Genomic DNA, 1,200 nt, shown 5'->3' with positions numbered 1-1,200 from the left:
GTCCAACAACAAAAACAGCTCATTCATCAACTCGTTCAAGAAAATGAACATTTGCGTCACGAAATCAAACAACTACGCAAAGAAAATGAACAACTGAAGTATCGCGTTCAAGAGTTGGAAGCACGCACGAAAAAAAACAGCTCCAATAGCCATTTGCCCCCATCTTCTGACCGTTTTGCCAACACCCGTTCTTCTCGTCAGCCATCTGGCAACAAGCCAGGCGGACAAGAAGGACACCAAGGAACGACGCTCCGTCAGGTGGAACATCCACATCATCGCATCGTCCATCGTGTGCACACGTGTCAAGGATGTGGGGCTTCTTTGCGTGAAGTCAAACCGTTCAAAGTCGATATCCGTCAAGTGTTTGATCTTCCTCCCGTGACGATTGAGGTGACACAACATGAACGTGAAGTGAAATCCTGTCCACATTGTCGATGTGTTCAACAAGCGGAGTTTCCACCACATGTCACGAATCATGTGCAATACGGTCCACGGCTCACGGCGCTCGTTGTTTATTTGCATCATATCCAATTGATCCCGTACAAGCGTTTAAGTGATACAATCGAAGCGTTATATCAACACTCGATTAGTACGGGAACTCTTGCCAATATGGTGAAACGAGGATGCGAAGCGCTAGAATCAAATATGGACATCATCGAAGACGCCTTACTTGGATCCAACATCCTGCATGTCGATGAAACGAGTTTGCGCATCAATGGGAAACTCGCATGGGTACATGTCGCGTGTACATCGGGATATACATACTTGGCTCCTCACGCTTCTCGTGGAAAGAAAGCGACCGATGACATCGGGATTCTTCCCCGATATCAAGGAACAATGATACACGATGCGTTCGGTACGTATCCGAAATACACGAGAGCCACCCATGCCCTTTGTCACGCCCATCATTTGCGTGAATTGAAGGGCTTCATCGAACAAGGGCATACGTGGGCGATGCGCATGACCACGTTTCTTTTAGCCGCCAAGCAAGCCGTCGAAGCCCATCACGGTGCACTTTCCGAAGAAGAAGCGAGACGGTGGGGACCGTATCCTGGCGAGAGCACAACACCGATTGGAAGCGATGACGCCTCTTCCGAAAAAAGCACTCGCTTTTGTTCGACACCTTCAAAAACGAAAGGAAGAAGCGCTGCGTTTCTTACGTGAAGCTCACGTTCCCTTTGACAACAACCAAGCCGAACG

The 1,200-nt window shown here is 48.8% G+C and carries 1 pseudogene; it reads left to right on the top strand.

Annotated features, from left to right (window positions below):
- Positions 1-1,200 (top strand): annotated as a pseudogene (gene tnpC / locus LD028_RS13065) (IS66 family transposase); the annotation flags it as partial.

Source organism: Anoxybacillus sp. LAT27 (assembly GCF_022030075.1).
GTDB lineage: Bacteria > Bacillota > Bacilli > Bacillales > Anoxybacillaceae > Anoxybacillus > Anoxybacillus kestanbolensis.
The sequence above is the reverse complement of the archived record's forward strand: the minus strand, read 5'-3'. Positions and strand labels throughout refer to the sequence as shown.